Origin of the sequence: Curtobacterium sp. MR_MD2014 (assembly GCF_000772085.1) — a bacterium.
In the GTDB taxonomy this organism is placed as follows: Bacteria; Actinomycetota; Actinomycetes; order Actinomycetales; family Microbacteriaceae; genus Curtobacterium.
The window spans coordinates 1,323,109-1,338,354 of record NZ_CP009755.1; the positions used below are offsets into that span (position 1 = coordinate 1,323,109).

Here is a 15,246-nt window from a genome sequence, read left to right on the forward strand (position 1 = left end):
CACTTCGCGCAGGATGCCTCGCGGCCGGGGCTCGCGAGACGCAACGAAGGCGGCTCCGCGCCGAGCTGTACCGCTGCGGGGAACCGCCTTCGTGGCGTGTTGCGGAGGTGGGGGCTACATGTCGCGGTAGCGCTCCGCCTCGGCGAGCTTCGCCCGGAGCTCGTCGGCGGTGTACCGCGTGACGTACCCGGGGGTGTCGCGCTGGATGCGCCAGCCCTCGGCGAGGGGGCCCGCGTCGACCACGTCGAACCCGAACTCGTCGATCAGGTCGGAGACGACCCGCTTGGCGTCGGCGTCGTCGCCCGCGACCACCAGGGCGCGGCGGTCGGGGGTGCCGGCGGGGGTGGCCTCGTCGGTCAGCGCCGTGGCGGCGATGTGGTTGAACGCCTTGACGACCCGGGCACCGCGCAGGTGGTCCTGCAGGAGCTCGGCGGTGGTCGTCGTCTCCTCGTCGAGGGACGTGATGTGGCCGTCACGCTGCGGGTAGTAGTTGTTGGTGTCGATGACGACCTTGCCGACCAGGGGTTCGACCGGGATCGTCTCGATCGCCGCGAGCGGGGTGGTCACGACGACGATGTCGCCCGCTGCTGCCGCCTCGTCGCGGGTGGCCGCGCGGGCGTGCTCGCCGAGCTCCGAGACCAGGTCCTGCAGGGTCTCGGGGCCGCGCGAGTTGGCGATCACGACGTCGTGGCCGTGCTGCACGGCGAGGCGCGCGAGCTGGGATCCGATGTTGCCTGCTCCGATGATGCCGATCGTTGTCATGCGGTCGTGCAACGCGGCGCCGAGCAGTGCATTCCCACCGGCGGTCGCCCCGGGCCGTCGTCGCCGTGCGGCCGCTGCCCGTCGGGTGCATGATGGCGCCATGGCCCACGAGTTCCGCGACGAAGCCGACCGCGACCGCTACGCGATGTACGTCGACGGCGAGCTCGTGAGCGTGCTCGACTACCGGGCCGCGGAGGACGCCGTGTCGTTCCCGCACACGTACACGGTCCCGAGCCACCGCGGGCACGGCTACGCGGCGGAGCTCGTCGCGCACGCCGTCGCCGACGTCGAGGCGAGGACCACGAAGCGCATCGTGCCGATGTGCTGGTTCGTCGGCAAGTGGTTCGACGAACACCCCGAGAAGGCCGACCTGCTCAGCCGCGGCACCGCGGACTGACCCACCCCACGCTCCGGCCGCAGCGTCGCGGCCGCACCCGAGCACCCGGAGGCACCGTGCCCACGATCACCCCGTTCCTCTGGTTCGACGACCAGGCCGAACAGGCCGCCACGACCTACACGTCGCTCTTCCCGGACAGTCGGGTCGACAGCGTCGCCCGGACGCCGGACGGCACCGCCCTCGTCGTCGAGTTCACGCTCCTCGGTCAGCCGTACCGGGCGATGAACGGCGGCCCGGGGCACCCGCACACCGACGCCGTGTCCTTCCAGGTCGACGTCGACACGCAGGACGAGCTCGACCGGGTGTGGGACGCGCTCCTCGCCGACGGCGGCCGACCGCTCGCGTGCGGGTGGCTGCACGACCGCTGGGGTCTGACGTGGCAGGTGACCCCGTCGATGATGGGCGACCTGATGACCGGCGGCGGTGACCCCGAGGCCAACGCCCGGGTGTTCAAGGCGATGCAGGACATGGTCAAGCTCGACATCCCCGCGCTGCAGGCCGCAGCCGCCGGTCACTGAGGGGGAGCAGCCCGTGACCGCCGGTAGGGTGGCGGCACCCACCAGCGCCGAGCACCCGGCGCACGCAGTGACAGGCTGGAGAACGCGATGAGCAGCCCGAGCTCGGCGGTCCGTGACGGCGGACGCCCCGACGACGAGGTCCGCAACGGCGACATCGGACGCGCCTACACCGAACTCGCCCGCATCACGCGACGTGCGAGCATCCGGGCGCGCGGCGACGACCTCGTGCTCAGCGTCGTCGACCAGTCCCTCGTCGACTTCGTCGTGCAGCACCCCGGGTGCATGGCGATCGACATCGCCCGGTACCTGCGGCTCAACCGCTCGACGATCTCGCGGCAGCTGTCCGGCCTGCTCGCGGCGGGGCTCGTGCGGACCACCGACGGCGGCTCCGGCAACGCGAAGCCCCTCGAGGCGACCGACGCCGGCCGTGCCGCCCTCGACCGCTCGGTGCGCCTGCACCGCGACGCGCTCGAGGAACGGCTCGCCGACTGGTCGGACGACGACATCGCGCTCCTCGCCGGGCTGCTCGAACGACTCGGCGCCGCCGACGAGGCCGGTCTGCCGATGCCCGCACGCGCGACCCCGGACGGCCACGCCGGTACGGACGGTCCCGACGCCCCGTGACCACCTCGTTCGTCCTGCTCTCCGACACCCACCTGCCGAAGCGCGCGAAGGACCTGCCGGCTGGGCTCTGGGCGGACGTCGACGCGGCGGACCTCGTCGTGCACGCGGGGGACTGGGTCGACCTCGCCACCCTCGACGCCGTGCAGGGTCGGTCCCGTCGGTTCGAGGGCGTCCGCGGCAACAACGACGGCCCCGAGTTCGACGACCGGCTGCCGCTGGTGGCCCGCTTCACGGTGGAGGACCTCCGCTTCGCCCTGGTGCACGAGACCGGTGCGGCGACGGGTCGCGAGCGCCGGGCGGACGCCGCGTACCCGGACACCGACGTGCTCGTGTTCGGGCACTCGCACATACCGTGGGACTCGGTCGCGCCGTCGGGGATGCGCCTGCTCAACCCCGGGTCGCCGACGGACCGCCGCAGGCAGCCCGACTTCACGTGGATGCGGGGCACGGTGGACGGGCGTGCGCTGACGGTCGAGACGGTCCGGCTGCCGCCGGCGGCGCGCTGACGCGACCGCACGACCACCGGACGGGCGAGTCGGCAGACGGGGGACCCACCGGACGGGAGGCACGGCTCGGGTCCGCCCCGTGCCTCCCGACCGTCCCGTGCCGCGTGCGACAGCCGTGGTCCGGTCAGTCGCGCTGCATCGGCGGGGCCGACGGGTCCACCTGTTCCGTCGGCATCCGGAAGAACGCGAGCTCCCACTCGGTCGACCGTCGGTGCACCCGCGCCATCCGCCCCCGCTCGGACGGGTCCGCGGCGGCCGCGAGCGCCTCGACGCGCGCGGTCGCCTCGGCGCTCGCCGCAGCGAACGCCGGGTCGCCGTACGCGCCGAGCCAGTCCGCGAAGGGGTGTCCCTCCGGGGCGCGGCCGAGCTGCGTGCCGACCCAGGCGTAGACCCGGAAGCACGGCAGCACGGCGGCGGCGAGCACCGCGACCGACCCGCTGTCGGCCGCGGCCTGCAGGTGGGCGAGGTACCCGGCGCACGTCGGGTGGACCGGGTCGTCGGCGTGCGTGCCCGCCAGGCGGCGGTGGTGCAGGTCGCGTGCCTCGTCGGCACAGCCCGCGGCGGCCGAGGCCCAGAACGCCGCGGGCTCGCCGTCCGTGGTGGCGGCCAGCCGTCGCAGGTGCTGCTCGTAGGCCCGCAGGTAGTGGACGTCCTGCGCGAGGTACCGGGCGAACACGTCCCCGTCGAGCGTGCCGTCACGCAGGCCCTCGAGGAAGGAGCACGAGAGCGTCCGGTCGAGGGTCTCGGCGACGTCCGCCCACCACCGGTCCGTCCAGGTCGTCGCGGGGAGCGCGGCACGGGTGAGCGCACCGTGGTCGACCGGTCCGTTGCCCGTCCCCACCCGGAGCGCGTCGGCGCCACGGAGTGCGGCGGTGAGCCACGTCTTCGCCCCGCCGACAGCGAGCTCCCAGTCGCCGTCCCGTGCAGCGAGCGTCGCGATCGCGCTCGACAGGGAGCACCCCGTTCCGTGCGTGTTGGTCGTCGCGATGCGCGGACCGCGGAAGGTGCGGGCGGAGCCGTCGGGCCGGACGAGCACGTCGTCGGCGGTCGGCCCCGTGTCGTGCCCGCCCTTCGCGAGCACCAGGACGTCCCACCGACGGGCCACGAGCCGTGCGGCCTCGAGGGGCGTCGGTGCGGTGCCCCCGGCGAGCGCGACGAGGTCGGTCAGCTCCGCGCGGTTCGGGGTCACGAGGTCGGCGAGCGCGAGCAGGTCGCCCATCGCGGCGGTCGCCTGCCGGTCGAGCAGCCGGTCGCCGCTCGTGGCCACCATCACCGGGTCCACGACGACCACGGGCGGGCGGTGTTCGCGGAGCCAGTCCGTGACCGTGCGGACGACGTCGACGGTGCCGAGCATCCCGATCTTGACGGCGTCGACCACCACGTCGTCCGACACGGCGTCGAGCTGGTCGCGGAGGAACCCGACGTCGGGGACGTGCACCGACCGCACGCCGTGGGTGTTCTGCGCGACCAGGGCCGTCACGACGCCCATGCCGTAGCCGTCGTGCGCCGTGATCGCCTTGAGGTCCGCGTGGAGTCCGGCGCCGCCCGTCGGGTCGGTGCCCGCGATGCTGAGGACCCGCGGCACGTGCGGCCGCCCCGGCACCCGCACCGGCACCGGCGGCGACGTCGAGCCCACGGCGGGCTCGGCGGCGGTCACGACCCGCTCCAGGCGCGGAGGTACGCCGCCGCTGCCGCGTGCGGGTCGGCGGCGGCGCAGATCCCGGACACCACCGCGACACCGGCGACACCGGCCGCACGCAGCGGCGCGACGTCGTCCAGGGTCACGCCGCCGATCGCGACGCACGGGACCCCGAGCGGGCGCGCCGCACCGGTGATCCGGGCGACGCCGTCCACGCCGAGCGCCGGCGGGTGGTCCGGCTTCGTCGAGGTCGGGTGGACGACACCGACGCCGAGCAGGTCGACGGTGCCGCGGGGCAGCTCCGCGAGGGCCGCCAGGTGGGCCGGGGTGTTCGCGGTGAGGCCCACGTGGGCGTCCGGGCCGAGGAGCGCCCGGGCGGCCGCGACGGGCAGGTCCGACTGGCCGAGGTGCACGCCCGCGACCCGGTGTCCGGCACGTCGGGCGGCGAGCGCGACGTCCGTCCGGTCGTCCACCACGACGGTCGCACGGTCCCCGACGGCGTCGGCCACCGCGGCGGTCAGGGCGAGGATGTCGCGGACCGGTGCCTGCTTGTCGCGCACCTGCACGAGCCGCACCCCGGCGTCGACCGCGGCACGGACGACGCCGAGCACGCCCCTGCCGTGCCGGTCGACGAGCACCGGGTCGGTGACCAGGTAGACGCCCAGGTCCGTCGGGGCGCTCACGGTCGGACCACCGTCGGCGCTGCAGCGGATCCCGGGATCGTCGGTGGTGCGGACTCCGTGGTGATGCGCGCCACCCGGAGGACGTCCTCGGGGGTCAGCGTCGCCAGCCGGTCGAGGAACAGCGGCTGGAAGGTCCCCGGGCCGCCGGCGTCACGCGCGGCGAGCTCGGCGGCGACCGTGTGCACCACCGTCCCGGCGACGGCTGCTGCGCCCGGGTCGTCCGGGACCACCGCCGCGAAGGCGGCGACCACCGCGCCGAGCGCGCACCCGCCCCCGGTGATGCGGGTCAGCAGCGGCGACCCGTTCGCGACCCGCACCACGCCGGTGCCCGGCGCGACCAGCAGGTCGACGGGACCGGACACGGCCACGGCGCCCACGAGCCTCCCGTCCGACGCCCGGAGCGCTGCCGCCCGCGCCTCGTCCGTGCCGGCGGTGCTGTCGACCCCGCGGCCGCCGTCGGCGTCGCCGAGCAGGGCGAGGACCTCCGAGGCGTTCCCGCGCAGCACGGTCGGCCGGAGCGCGAGGAGCTCGCGGGCGAGGGCGGTGCGGACCGGCAGCGCGCCGACCGCGACGGGGTCCAGGACCCACGGTGTGCCGACGTCGACGGCCGCGGATGCCGCCTCGACCGACGCCGCACGCGGCTCCGGGTGCGGGGTGCCGGTGTTGACGAGCAGGGCGTCGGCGACGCGGGCGAACGGGCCGGCCTCGGTGGTGACGTCGACCATCGCCGCGGAGGCGCCGAGGGCGAGCAGGACGTTCGCCGTGACGTTCTGCACCACGGTGTTCGTGATGCACTGCACCAGGGGGCTGCGGGCGCGCACCTCCTCGAGCAGCGTGGCGGTGCGGTCGGCCCAGTCCGGGGACGGGGAGCCGGCGGGTCCGGGTACGGGCGCAGCAGTGTGCATGGACGATCCCTTCGCGAGTACGAGCTCGAGCAGGTTCGACGGGTGTGATCTCAGCCGCTCGGTGCGGCACCCCGTGTCTCGGACGACACCGTACACGACGTCCGACGACCTCCTCCGGGCACTCCGGGGGTGCGGTGTGCCAGTGTTGACGGGTGCCTGACGTGACCCCTCCCGGACCGCCGCCCGGACCCCGCGACCCCGGCGACGCGTGGGCCGTCGGACCGGACGGCACCAAGGCCTGGGGACGCTTCGGCGCGGCCGGCCTGCTCGTCGACGACGGTGCCGGCCGGGTGCTCCTGCAGCACCGCGTCGAGTGGAGCCACCACGGCGGCACGTGGGGGATCCCCGGTGGTGCACGCCACCAGGACGAGGACGCCGTCACCGCCGCGCTCCGGGAGTCCGCGGAGGAGGCCGGGGTGCCCGAGGACGGCATCGACCTGCGGCACGCCGCCGTGCTCGACCTGGGCTTCTGGACCTACACGACCGTCGTCGGTCGCGCCCGCCGCCCGTTCGAGCCGGTGATCGCGGACCGCGAGAGCCTCGCGCTGTCGTGGGTCCCCGTCGCCGAGGTCGACGCGCTGCCCCTGCACCCGGGCTTCGGTGCCTCGTGGCCGGCCCTGCGCGGCGCGATCGAGACGGTCCCGCACGTGGTGGTGGACGCGGCGAACGTCGTCGGCAGCGTGCCGGACGGCTGGTGGAAGGACCGTGCGGGCGCGGCGGAGCGGCTGCTGTCGTCCGTGGCGGCGCTCGCCGGACGGGGCGTGGGCGCGGGGGAGCTCGGGTTGCCCTTCGCCCGCTGGTGGCCGCGGTGGACGGTGGTGCTCGAGGGCGAGGCACGGGCGGCCGGCGCGGGTGCCGGTGCTGCGGGCACGGCGGCGGGTGCCGTCGGTGCCGGCGACCTCGGCGGTGCGGCCGACTCGGTCGGGGTCGTCCGCGCCGAGGGTCCCGGCGACGACGCGATCGTCGAGGCCGCCCGGTCGGCGCTCGGCGACGGACACGCACCGGTCGTCGTCGTCACGGCGGACCGGGAGCTCCGTACCCGGGTCGAGGCCCTGGGCGCCGAGGTCCGCGGCCCCGGCTGGTTCCGCGAGCAGTAGTCCGCCACCGCTGCATCGGTCCGCTGCTGCGTCGGCCCACCGCAGCGCCGGTCCGCTGCTGCGGCGGTCCACTGCAGCGTCGGTCCGGTGCGGCGTCAGCCCTCCGGCACGTACCGCTTCGACGACACCAGCAGCGCCACCCACGACACCACCCCGAGCCCGACCACGACGGCCAGGATCACCGACACCGGGACCCCGGCACCGCCCGCGATCGCCGCGATGACCGCCGGCGCCAGGAACCCGCTGTACGCCACCGCGTAGAACGCTCCCGTCAGGCCGGCGAGGTCGCGCGACCCGGCGATCCGCTGGACCTCGAGCAACGAGGACACGAGCGCGGTCCCCATCCCGACGCCGATCACCACGTTCGCCGCGAGCCCGACCCACACCGACTGCAGCTCCACCGCCAGGAGCACGACCCCGATCCCGACGGTCATCACGGCGACGGCGGTGACGAGCCCGCGCGCCGAGGACACCGAGTGCACGCGCTTGGCGAGCGGCTGCACCGCGCTCGAGACCCCGAGGGCGACGACGGTCGCGGCGGTCGCGAACACCAGGCCCCACGGACCGGTCGCTCCCGCGAGCCGGGTCGGCAGGTACCCGTAGCCGATCGCAGCGGACCCGAAGATCCACGGTGCCGCGACGACGACCACCCGCGTGAAGCGTCGGTGCCCGGCACTCGGGATCGCGAGCTGCCGCCACCACGGACCGGCGAGGCCACCGTTCACCGCGGTCTCCGGCGCTCGCCACACGACGAGGGCGAACGGTGCCGCGACGCAGATGTGCACGAGGAACGGCAGGACCTCGGGCACCGGCCCCCACTGCGCGATCCCACCGGCGACGAGGGCACCGATCCCGGATCCCAGCGTGAAGGCCAGCGACGCGCGCCGTGCCCCGGAGCCGGCATCGGCCGAGGGGTCGTGGCGGCCCTGCGAGAGCTCCTTCACCCAGCTGTTGCCGACCGCCATCGCGACGCCGACCGTGATGCCGGAGAACAGCCGGCCGGCCGCGAGGAAGCCGGGTCCGAACGGCCCGAGTGCCAGGAGTCCGCTGCCGACGACGGCCGCGGCGATGCCGACGAGCATGAGCGGCTTCCGCCCGTGCCGGTCCGAGAGCGACCCGGCGACGAGCAGCGCGGGTGCGAGCCCGAGGACGTAGACCCCGAGGAAGACGTTGACGAGCACGGACGAGTAGTGCGCCCGCTCCTCGTACATGAGCAGCAGCGGCGAGAACTGGTTGCCGCCCCACGAGCACACGAAGACCGCGCCCCAGACCATCGCCCACGGGGCGACCCGGCTGACCGGCACCGGCACGGAGCCGGTGGTCGGGATGCTCCCGGTCGCGCCGCTCACAGCGCGCCCCGGTGGGACGCGACGTGCGCTCGGAGGACCGCCGCGTACCGCTCGGCGTCCCCGTCGTCGAGGGCCGCGGCGAGCGCCCGGTGCTCGTCGAGCGACGCCTGCAACTGCTCCGGTCGAACGCGCATCAGCTGGTGCCGCAGCCGCTGCTGCCGGTCGCCGAGCGTCCGCGCGAAGCGGACGGCGATCGCGTTCCGCGACGCCGCGACGACGGCGCCGTGGAACGCCGCGTCCCGCTCGACGAAGCGGTCGACGTCCCCGGCGGCCACCGCCGCCTCCTGCTCCGCCAGCTCGGCCTGGAGGAGCGGTGCCAGTTCCGGCACGCGGCCGTCGGTGACGACGCGGGTCGCCGCGGTCGACTCGATCGCCTCACGCACCTCGAGCACGTCCGCCGCCTCGTTCGGGGACATCGGGCGCACGACGGCGCCCCGGCGGGCGCCGAGCAGGATGAGGTCCTCGGCCGCCAGGCGCAGGAACGCCTCGTGCACGGGTGTCCGCGAGACGCCGATCTCCCGGCAGAGCACGTTCTCGCTGATCGCCGTGCCGCCCGGCAGGTCGCCGCGGATGATCGCCCGCTTGACGTGCTCGTACGCCCGTCCTGCGGCGGAGACCTCGGTGCTGGTGTCGCTCACGGCAGCCGATCCTACGCCTTGCATGCAAGCTTGCACACGTTGTGGAGCGAGATCGTCACGCGGCCGTCGTGACCGGATCGAGACATCGCCCACCCGGCGTCGCTACGCTGACCCTCACGTCAACGGAGACGTACCGATCAGGAGGTCACGATGGAGCGTGTCACCAGAGCCGACGACCGTGTGCACCGCCCTGCGGGGCCCTGGACACCGACGGTGCACCGGCTGCTCGCGCACCTGCACGAGCAGGGCTTCGTCGCGGCACCCGAACCGATCGCCGTCGGGGACGCCCTCGAGACGGTGAGCTTCGTGCCGGGCACGGCGGGCAACTACCCCTGGAGCACCGAGATCGCGAGCGAGGCGGCCCTCGTCACGTCCGCGCGACTGCTGCGCCAGTACCACGACGTCGCGGCGACCTACCCGCGGGACGACGCGGTCGACGTCTGGTCGCAGGCCGAACGGCTGCCGGTCGAGACGATCGTGCACGGTGACTTCGCGCCGTACAACTGCGTGTACGACGGCATCGCCGCGGTCGGGCTCATCGACTTCGACACCGCGCACCCCGGGCCGCGCGTCTGGGACGTCGCGAGCGCGGTCTACCGCTTCGCGCCGTTCACCACCGGTCTCGTCGAGGGCAGTTCGGCGCCGGGACTCGACGAGCGCCTCGACCGCGCGGCGGAGTTCTGCCGCGCCTACGGGCTCGACGACCGCTCCCGCGGGGTGCTCGTCGAGACGATCACGGCCTCGCTCGTCGCCCTCGTCACGACGATGGAGACCGAAGCCGCCGCGGGGAACCCGAAGTTCCTCAGCGACCTCGAGCACGGGCACGCCGACCTGTACCGGGCCGACGTGGCGTGGATCGAGTCCCACGCGGACCTGATCCGCGCGGCCGTCACCGCCGACTGACGTCCGCGCGGACGGGCTGCGCGGGGCACCCGCGTCGGTGCGGGACGCCGCCGTGCGCGTGAGACGCCGGCCTCGGTGCGAGACGCCGCTGTGCACGCGAGACGCCGGCCTCGGTGCGAGACGCCGCTGTGCACGCGAGACGCCGGCGTCGGTGCCGGACGCCGCGGAGCCGTCGAGACGCCGCCGGATCCCGCGGCGTCTCGACCGGCGGACGGCGTCTCGCACCGACGCCGTCGTCTCGCCGGTGTGGGACGCGCGTCGGACCGCGGCGTCCCGCGCAGACGCCGGCGTCTCGGGGCGCGACGCGCGCGTCGGACGTGCACCGGGCCTCCCGGCAGCTCCCAGCCCGCACGCGGCGGACTCCGATGCTCCAGCGGGTAGTGTCGCAGGGCCATGACCGACAGCCCGGCCGACGCCACCCCGTACGAGGTCCTCGGCGTCCCCGCGACCGCCGACGACGACGCGCTCCGCCGTGCGTACCGTCGTGCCGCTCGCGAGACCCACCCCGACCTCGGTGGAGACGCCCGGCGCTTCCGCCAGGTGCAGATCGCGTGGGAGCGCATCGGGACCCCGGCTGCCCGCCGGGCGTACGACGCGGGCTCCCGCACGTCGACCCCCAGCGCAGCGTCCGGTCCGTCCGGGTCCTCGGTCTGGTCGCACGACGGCCAGGGGTTCGCGCCCCCGACGGCTCGGCGCGACTCCCGGCCGCGGGCGCGCTCGTACGGGCACCCGGGTGGTCGTTCCCGCGAGGTCTTCCTGCAGGCCGAACGCGAGTGGGTCGGCCTCGGCGACCCCGTCGAGGACCCGTACGAGCCGGCGCTGGTCCGCTCCGCGCCGCGGCACATCCGCCGACTGCTCGCCGAGGCCCTCGCGGAGGAGGCGACGGCGTCGATCATCGCGGGGATGGGCATCGGCGTGACCGTGTGGCACGACCTCGACGCCGGTGCCGAGGGCAAGCTCGACCACGCCGTGCTGACCCCGAGCGGACTCTGGGCCGTCGAGTCGATCGACTGGGGCGCTCCCGTGCGCATCGAGCACGGTGACATCGCCGGCGAGACCCTGGCGCCGGGCGAGCGTCCGGTCAAGGAGCTCGTGCGGGCAGCCCGAGCGGTGCAGAAGCAGACCCGCGTGAAGTTCACCGGACGGCTGATGGTCGTGCCGGACTCCGCCGTCGACGAGGACGTCCAGGTCGTCGGGTCGGCGCGCAAGCCCACCGCGCTCGTGGTCCGTCGCAGTGCGCTCGGTCAGGTCCTGAACGGGGTGTTCTCCCCGGAGGGCTCGGTCGACGTGTTCGACGTCCGCGACCGCCTGCAGCAGACCGTCCGCTTCGTCTGACGGCGGCGCGACGCCCGGTCGCGTCAGTGGCCGCGGAGCTTCTCGAGGTCGCGGCGCTCCCGCTTGCTCGGACGACCGGCGCCTCGGTCCCGGGTCGGGACGAACCCGGCCTCCTCGCGGGGGAGCCGGGGCGGGGTCCGGTCCTCGAAGTGCTTCGCCGCCTCGGTCGCGCTCGTCCGCTTGAGGATGATGCCCGTCACGACGACGATGCGGTCGAACCCGTGCTGACGGACCCGCACCTCGTCCCCGGGGGCGATCGGCTGCGCCGGCTTCGCACGTTCCCCGTTCACCCGGACGTGGCCGGCCTTGCACGCACTGGTCGCGGCGGACCGGGTCTTCGTGATCCGCACCGCCCAGATCCAGCTGTCGACGCGCGCCTTCTCCATCCCACCACCCTAGGCGGCGCAGCCCTGCGAGCAGCCCGCGCCGGGGACCCGAGCGGGCCGACACCCGAGCCGTGCGATCGGGCCGTACGCTCGACGGGTGCAGGAACCGCGGCAGCAGGACCCGGACGGCCGGGCTCCGAGCGAGCAGGATGCCCTCGCCCGGGCGCTGGCGCTCGGCGTCCTGCGTGCGGCGTCCCCCGGCGACCGGCTCGTCGTGCGGGCACGGGTCGGGGACGGCGCTCGCGACGCCCTCGGCACCCTGTCCGCACGGACCGTCGACACGGTCACGATCGAGACGCGACGGGGGCACGTCGACGTCCCGCTCGCCGACGTGGTCGCGGCGAAGCACGTGCCCCCGCCGCCGACACCGCGGACGCGCCGCCCCTGAGCAGCCGCGCGACGCAGCCCGGCAACGCAGCCCGCGACGCGGCCAGCAGCGCAGCACGCGACGCAGCCCGCGACGCAGCTCCACCCACCTCGCCCGACGGCGAGCAGGCTCCGCCCGCGCGGCGCACCGGCGAGCCGTCGCCGTCCCCGCAGCCGTCGCCACGTAGCCTCGACCCATGGCCGTCCCCGTCCCGCTCGGTACCGAGGACCGAACCTCCCGCCTGACGCTCCGCCGCCCCGACCGCTGGCACCGCGAGGACTCCCCGCAGGCCGACCTCCGGCTGACCGGTGACGACGTCGTCCTGACCGTCCGGTCCCGCCCCTCGGAGCGCACCGTCGCCGAGGAGCACACCAGCCTGCTCGAACGCCTGCCCGGGTCGGTCGAGGGCCTGCGGCTCATCGGCTGCGACCCGTGGACGACCGCGGGCGCCCCGGCACGCCTGGTCGAGTACGTGCGCCCCGACGAGGACGGCGACGTCGCGGGCGCCCACCTGCTCTTCGTGACCGGTCGGCACCGGGTCGACCTGACCGTCGAGCGACCGCTCACCCGGATGCTCGCGACCGACGACCTGGTCTCGACCGTGCTCGAGTCGGTCCGTGCCACCGAGCCGGCACCCTCCCGCCCGCAGCGCGAGCTCGAGGCCCTGCCGGTCGCGGCGCCGGTCCCGCAGCTCGACGGGACGCACCTCGGTCCCGACGCGCTCACGACCCTGCGCAGCCTGGCAGGACGCCGGTGGGACCCGATGCTCCTGCGCTCGCCCGCCGGTCGCGAGCTCGTGCAGACGGGGCTCGTCGGCCGCCTCGGGACGCTCCCCGAGACCACCCAGGAGCTCCTCGCGCCGTGGGCCGACGACACCCGGCCGGTCACCCTCGAACAGCGCCTGCCCGACGGGCGGACCACGCGCCTCCAGGCCTGGTCGGAGACCGTCGTGGACGGGACTGACGAGACGGGCGGCACCGTGGCCCGGCTGCCGGTCGAGCGCGTGGTCGGGCTGGCGGCCGGGAGGCTCGGCATCCGCCCGTCGTGGACCTTCCCCTTCCGCACGGGGTCGCTCCACGCGAACCTGCTGGCCCGCAGGACGGGTGCGGCCGACACCGCGCCGGACCTGCCGGTGGCCGTCGCCGAGGCCGACCCGCGGCTCGCGCGCTTCTGGGCCGCGCCGTGGACGGTCTCGTCGATCCGTCGACCGGGTCGACCGGCCCCTGTCGTCGTCGTGCACGCCGAGGGCATCGGGTTCGCCCGGGTCGGACGCACGGAGGCCGGGGAGACGGCCTTCCGGTCCGACTCCCCGGCGAACGTGTACCGGTCCGTGGTGCGCGCGCTGCTCGGCTGAGGCCGCTGCTGCCGCTGCTGCCGCTGCTGCTGCTGCCGCTGCCGCTGCTGCCGCTGCCGCTGCTGCTGCCGCTGGCGCTCGCGCGGCGCCCTCGCTAGGCGGCGGGGCCTGCGGTCAGGGTCACCGTCACGGTGTGCGCCGTGCCCGATGCATCGGTGTAGCCGACCTGCACCCGGTCACCGACGGCGTGCGAGCGGATCGCGGACGTCAGTGCGTCGTTGCTCGTGACCGCCGTGCCGTCGAGGCTCGTGATGGTGTCGCCGGCGACCAGTCCCGCTGCTGCGGCGCCCGAACCGTCGACGGTCCCGGCGACCGGCACACCCGCGGTGGTCTGCGTCGTCGCGGTCGAGCCGACCTCGACGCCGAGGAACGCCGGCAGGCCGATCGTGACGGTGTCCGAGGACTCCCCGGCGAGGATCTTGTCCGCGATGGCCTTCGCGGTCGTGATCGGGATCGCGTACCCGGTGACCTCGGCGGAGCCCGACGACGCCGCGGTGGCCATGCCGACCACCTCGCCCTCGCTGTCCAGGACCGGACCGCCGGAGTCGCCCGGGACGATCTGCGCGGCGACCTCGATCAGGCCCTGCAACGACTCCGTGCCCGTGCCGGACTCGCTCTGCACCTGGATGTCCTGGTCGAGGGCGGTGACCGTGCCCGCGGCGGCGACGAGGTTGCCCGTGCCCTCCGCGTTGCCGACGTCCGTCACCGCGTCACCCGTCGACGGTTCGCCGTCGTCGTCGAGCGTCACCGTGGACAGGCCGGACGCGTCCTGAAGCTTGAGCACGGCCACGTCGTGCGTGGCATCGGTGCCGACGACCTCGGCCCGGTACTGCTTGCCGGTCGTCTCGTCGGTGACCGCGATGCTCGTGGCGCCCTGCACCACGTGGTTGTTCGTCAGGACGAAGCCGTCCGAGGTGAGGACCATGCCGGTGCCCGCGGCCTGCGACGAGGTGTCGTAGTTCATCACGGTGTCGATCGTCACGACGCCCTTCGTCTGGGCCGCGGTCGCCGGGGTCGCGGCGGTCTGCGTGCCCGTGCCCGTGCCCGTGCCGGTACCGCTGCCGCTGCCGCTGCTGCCGTCGCTGCCCGAGCCGTTCCCGTACCCGGGCACGGTGAAACCGTTCGTCCCACCGCTCGTGCCGGAGCCACCGCCCGGCAGCGTCGTGGTGCCCTGCGACTGGCTCGACGTGGTCGTGGTGCCCTGCGAGGACAGGCCGAGCGCCGTCCCGCCGGCCGCGCCGATGATCGCCAGCGCCGCGACGCCCGAGCCGATGACGAGTCCGAGCCGCCGGGGGCGCTTCGCGCCGGGGTGGTTCGCTGCCGCCGCGCCCGAGGTCCAGCCCCAGGGGGTGCTGCCGGCCGTCGCGCCTGCTGCCGCCGTGCTCGTGCTCGCGGTACCGGGACGCGGGTCCGTGGGACCGCCGAGGGCCGCGCTGCCGAGCAGGTACGGGCCGCGACCGTCCGGGGTGTAGGCGTACGGCCCCGAGCCGTCGGTGCCGTACAGCCACGGGCCGCTGCCGTCGAAGGCGTACGCCGGGCGGAGGGTGTCGCGGTCGGCGTGCGGGGCCTCCCAGCCGGGACGGTCGGTCGCGCGCTGGTCGTCGGCGGGGTTCTCGTTCATGGGTGCTCTCCGGTCGTCCCTCGACCACCCGAGGGGTGGCGGTTCGTTCCTCGACGACCCGGTCGGGCGTCGACGGAGACCAGTACAGGAGCCGAACCCATGACGACCCTATGAACGGACCCTGTGCCGGCTCCGGGCTTCCTCGGGGGCCGCCGAACGAGG

17 protein-coding genes and 1 riboswitch are annotated in these 15,246 nt (G+C 75.2%); of the genes, 9 read left to right on the forward strand and 8 right to left on the reverse strand.

Annotated features, from left to right (window positions below; translation table 11 throughout):
* Positions 1–114: 114 nt before the first annotated feature.
* Positions 115–864 carry an NADPH-dependent F420 reductase gene (locus tag NI26_RS06110; RefSeq protein ID WP_081984781.1) on the reverse strand — a complete coding sequence of 250 codons (750 nt, stop codon included), beginning with the start codon at positions 862–864 and terminating at the stop codon, positions 115–117.
* Between NI26_RS06110 and NI26_RS06115 the strand changes: the two genes are divergently transcribed.
* The 4 genes from NI26_RS06115 to NI26_RS06130 all read left to right on the forward strand — a co-directional run bounded on the left by NI26_RS06115 (position 863) and on the right by NI26_RS06130 (position 2,807).
* Positions 863–1,159 carry a GNAT family N-acetyltransferase gene (locus tag NI26_RS06115; RefSeq protein WP_066653669.1) on the forward strand — a complete coding sequence of 99 codons (297 nt, stop codon included), beginning with the start codon at positions 863–865 and terminating at the stop codon, positions 1,157–1,159. The genes NI26_RS06110 and NI26_RS06115 overlap by 2 nt on opposite strands.
* 56 nt (positions 1,160–1,215) lie before the next feature.
* Complete coding sequence (locus tag NI26_RS06120; protein ID WP_066653671.1) at positions 1,216–1,677, forward strand: VOC family protein; 462 nt, start codon at positions 1,216–1,218, stop codon at positions 1,675–1,677.
* Positions 1,678–1,764: 87 nt separating this feature from the next.
* The gene (locus tag NI26_RS06125; RefSeq protein ID WP_066653673.1) at positions 1,765–2,301 is read left to right on the forward strand and encodes a MarR family winged helix-turn-helix transcriptional regulator; all 537 of its coding nucleotides are present in this window, start codon (positions 1,765–1,767) and stop codon (positions 2,299–2,301) included.
* Positions 2,298–2,807, forward strand: a complete 510-nt coding sequence (locus NI26_RS06130; protein ID WP_066653676.1) for a metallophosphoesterase family protein — start codon at positions 2,298–2,300, stop codon at positions 2,805–2,807. Before NI26_RS06125 ends, NI26_RS06130 begins: the two co-directional genes overlap by 4 nt.
* Positions 2,808–2,931: 124 nt before the next feature.
* Here NI26_RS06130 and NI26_RS06135 read toward each other — a convergent pair whose 3' ends face one another.
* The 3 genes from NI26_RS06135 to thiM form a co-directional block, all read right to left on the reverse strand.
* Positions 2,932–4,464: a bifunctional hydroxymethylpyrimidine kinase/phosphomethylpyrimidine kinase gene (locus NI26_RS06135; protein ID WP_235426547.1), complete on the reverse strand. Its 1,533-nt coding sequence runs from the start codon at positions 4,462–4,464 to the stop codon at positions 2,932–2,934.
* The gene (thiE, locus tag NI26_RS06140; protein ID WP_066653678.1) at positions 4,461–5,129 is read right to left on the reverse strand and encodes a thiamine phosphate synthase; all 669 of its coding nucleotides are present in this window, start codon (positions 5,127–5,129) and stop codon (positions 4,461–4,463) included. Before thiE ends, NI26_RS06135 begins: the two co-directional genes overlap by 4 nt.
* Positions 5,126–6,034, reverse strand: a complete 909-nt coding sequence (gene thiM, locus NI26_RS06145; protein ID WP_081985263.1) for a hydroxyethylthiazole kinase — start codon at positions 6,032–6,034, stop codon at positions 5,126–5,128. The genes thiE and thiM overlap by 4 nt, the downstream gene beginning before the upstream one ends.
* A riboswitch (TPP riboswitch) is annotated at positions 6,023–6,118 on the reverse strand. It overlaps the preceding gene by 12 nt.
* Before the next feature lie 68 nt (positions 6,119–6,186).
* On the opposite strand from thiM, the gene NI26_RS06150 reads away from it, so the two are divergent.
* Entirely contained in the window at positions 6,187–7,131 is a 945-nt protein-coding gene (locus NI26_RS06150; protein ID WP_066653681.1) for an NUDIX domain-containing protein, read from the forward strand.
* Between the two features lie 95 nt (positions 7,132–7,226).
* Here NI26_RS06150 and NI26_RS06155 read toward each other — a convergent pair whose 3' ends face one another.
* Both NI26_RS06155 and NI26_RS06160 read right to left on the reverse strand, forming a co-directional pair.
* Complete coding sequence (locus tag NI26_RS06155) at positions 7,227–8,480, reverse strand: MFS transporter (protein WP_200884138.1); 1,254 nt, start codon at positions 8,478–8,480, stop codon at positions 7,227–7,229.
* Positions 8,477–9,118: a GntR family transcriptional regulator gene (locus NI26_RS06160; RefSeq protein WP_066653683.1), complete on the reverse strand. Its 642-nt coding sequence runs from the start codon at positions 9,116–9,118 to the stop codon at positions 8,477–8,479. The genes NI26_RS06155 and NI26_RS06160 overlap by 4 nt, the downstream gene beginning before the upstream one ends.
* Positions 9,119–9,268: 150 nt before the next feature.
* On the opposite strand from NI26_RS06160, the gene NI26_RS06165 reads away from it, so the two are divergent.
* Positions 9,269–10,021 (forward strand): phosphotransferase enzyme family protein, encoded by a 753-nt coding sequence (locus NI26_RS06165; protein WP_081984784.1) that lies wholly within the window; start codon positions 9,269–9,271, stop codon positions 10,019–10,021.
* Between the two features lie 393 nt (positions 10,022–10,414).
* Complete coding sequence (locus NI26_RS06170; protein ID WP_066653686.1) at positions 10,415–11,356, forward strand: J domain-containing protein; 942 nt, start codon at positions 10,415–10,417, stop codon at positions 11,354–11,356.
* Positions 11,357–11,379: 23 nt separating this feature from the next.
* Here the strand turns inward: NI26_RS06170 and NI26_RS06175 are convergent, their stop codons facing one another.
* Positions 11,380–11,742: an RNA-binding S4 domain-containing protein gene (locus NI26_RS06175; protein WP_066653687.1), complete on the reverse strand. Its 363-nt coding sequence runs from the start codon at positions 11,740–11,742 to the stop codon at positions 11,380–11,382.
* 97 nt (positions 11,743–11,839) lie between these two features.
* On the opposite strand from NI26_RS06175, the gene NI26_RS06180 reads away from it, so the two are divergent.
* The gene (locus NI26_RS06180; protein ID WP_235426549.1) at positions 11,840–12,130 is read left to right on the forward strand and encodes a hypothetical protein; all 291 of its coding nucleotides are present in this window, start codon (positions 11,840–11,842) and stop codon (positions 12,128–12,130) included.
* Between the two features lie 175 nt (positions 12,131–12,305).
* A complete protein-coding gene (locus tag NI26_RS06185) occupies positions 12,306–13,463 on the forward strand; it encodes a hypothetical protein (protein WP_066653688.1) in 1,158 nt (385 codons plus the stop codon).
* Positions 13,464–13,557: 94 nt separating this feature from the next.
* Here NI26_RS06185 and NI26_RS06190 read toward each other — a convergent pair whose 3' ends face one another.
* Complete coding sequence (locus tag NI26_RS06190) at positions 13,558–15,084, reverse strand: S1C family serine protease (protein WP_081984785.1); 1,527 nt, start codon at positions 15,082–15,084, stop codon at positions 13,558–13,560.
* Positions 15,085–15,246: the final 162 nt, after the last annotated feature.

Bases quoted from the DNA above. Each gene is read 5' to 3' on its own strand.
- NI26_RS06115 (WP_066653669.1), top strand. From the start codon at position 863: ATGGCCCACGAGTTCCGCGACGAAGCCGACCGCGACCGCTACGCGATG.
- NI26_RS06110 (WP_081984781.1), bottom strand. From the start codon at position 864: ATGGCGCCATCATGCACCCGACGGGCAGCGGCCGCACGGCGACGACGG.
- NI26_RS06125 (WP_066653673.1), top strand. From the start codon at position 1,765: ATGAGCAGCCCGAGCTCGGCGGTCCGTGACGGCGGACGCCCCGACGAC.
- thiM (WP_081985263.1), bottom strand. From the start codon at position 6,034: ATGCACACTGCTGCGCCCGTACCCGGACCCGCCGGCTCCCCGTCCCCG.
- NI26_RS06165 (WP_081984784.1), top strand. From the start codon at position 9,269: ATGGAGCGTGTCACCAGAGCCGACGACCGTGTGCACCGCCCTGCGGGG.
- NI26_RS06170 (WP_066653686.1), top strand. From the start codon at position 10,415: ATGACCGACAGCCCGGCCGACGCCACCCCGTACGAGGTCCTCGGCGTC.
- NI26_RS06175 (WP_066653687.1), bottom strand. From the start codon at position 11,742: ATGGAGAAGGCGCGCGTCGACAGCTGGATCTGGGCGGTGCGGATCACG.
- NI26_RS06185 (WP_066653688.1), top strand. From the start codon at position 12,306: ATGGCCGTCCCCGTCCCGCTCGGTACCGAGGACCGAACCTCCCGCCTG.
- NI26_RS06190 (WP_081984785.1), bottom strand. From the start codon at position 15,084: ATGAACGAGAACCCCGCCGACGACCAGCGCGCGACCGACCGTCCCGGC.